The 1,638-nt window shown below is 38.7% G+C and carries 1 protein-coding gene and 1 pseudogene; both read left to right on the forward strand.

Annotated features, from left to right (window positions below; translation table 11 throughout):
- Positions 1-181: pseudogene (locus IQ242_RS24200) on the forward strand (hypothetical protein); the annotation flags it as partial.
- Between the two features lie 28 nt (positions 182-209).
- Positions 210-1,322, forward strand: coding sequence for a hypothetical protein (locus IQ242_RS24205; protein ID WP_193961709.1), 1,113 nt, complete (start codon positions 210-212; stop codon positions 1,320-1,322).
- Positions 1,323-1,638 lie beyond the last annotated feature (316 nt).

The following is a 1,638-nucleotide window of genomic DNA, read 5'->3' on the forward strand; positions in this document are numbered from 1 at the left end:
AGATTTAGTTTCTTCTCCCAAAGGAATTGGTTATGTTAGTGGAGATACCGAAAAAAAGCTATCTGTAAGCGATACCAATGGTCAACGATTGGGACAGATGGCTGTTAGCAAGATTCAGTTAATTCGTCGTTCTAACGGTTTAATTGTTTCTCACTATAAAGCCGCCCTCCGCTATCGCTAAAGGGCGGGGTTTCAGACCCAATTTTTCGATGAACTCTAGGCCAGATTCACAGGAAAATATTGAGCCACCTCAGTATAGTGAAAAAACTAACCGCATTCAGGCAATCAGTCAACTGATTAAGGCGATCACCCCGTTAATTTGGGCTATAGTTGTTCTAGTGGTTATCGTGCCTCTTTTAGGGAAAATTTGGCTAGGAACTGCCAGCAATGAACCGTTAAAAACTAAGGTTGCTACCGAAACTAACCTAGAGATTCCCGTCAGTATAACCAAAAAATCTAACAGTAAAATTGATCGAGAAATTAGCCAAGCTTTACAGACAGCGAGAGCCAATTCTCAAAGCTTTGCCCTAGGAGAAATTGAGGGATGGGTGGAGGAGTTGATGACAAGAGTAGATCAGGGTTTTTTGCCTTGGTATTTTAACTATTTCAATCAAAAACAATTTGAGGGTAAGGCCTTTTTAAGCGGATTATACTCCTCGATCGCTCACTGGGTCAATACAGATAATCCACCCCCGGAACAGGTGGTGGCAGAAAATTTGACCAAAACTATTCAAACCGAGTTTACTAAACGGGTAATTCGTCCCCAAGAGGCCCAATTACGTCTAGAGAGAATTACTAGGGATGCCGTTAATTTATATGTCAGTAATTTAAGCAATGAATTAGAGAATATTCAGGCCAGTTATCAAATTCCCCAAGGCAAATGGGATCGTTATCTTGGTGATATAGCCATAACAATTCAAGATACCGAGGGCAATATTTCTAACACATCAATTAAACTTTTAGTCGGTGGTGCCACTGCTTTGGGAGTTAAATCTCTGATCCCAGTGATGAAAGTGGGCAGCACAGTTTATTTGTCCCTAGCGGGAAAAACGGGGGCGAAAATTGCCACTAAAACTGGTGGAGCAGTAGCGAGTAGTTTTGGGGCAGAATTAATAGATCCAATCGTGGGAATTGGTTTGATAATTTGGGATTTATGGGACTATCAGCACACGGTAAACATTGAAAAACCAATTCTGCGGGATGCCATTTTTAATTATTTACAAGAAGTCAAATATGATCTAGTCAATAATCATCAAGGTAGCGTCCTTTCCTCTATTTATCAAATTGAAGCCAGTGTCAATAAATCCTTAGTGAGAACCTAAGTAGGGTTGGCTGAAAAAGTTTGTTGGTGGGGTTAGGAGTCAGGAGTACAATTGCATGAATGGGGCTATTATGAGGAATAAAAATATATTTATGAATCTATTCTTTCTATTAAGAGTAAATTAGACATCTCCAAAAATTATAACCCAGTCACAGCTTGCTTTTAGCTTATGTACTAACTAAGTAGTTCGATAACTGAAATGTATATCTATCGTTGCTAATTCAATTTCACTGAAAAAATATGAGGCAATTAAAATAATTTTTATTCGGGTATATTCCTTAACTAGAAAGACTTTTGGTCTTGAGATAATAAGTACC

Source organism: Microcystis sp. LEGE 08355 (assembly GCF_015207185.1).
GTDB classification, from domain to species: domain Bacteria; phylum Cyanobacteriota; class Cyanobacteriia; order Cyanobacteriales; family Microcystaceae; genus Microcystis; species Microcystis panniformis.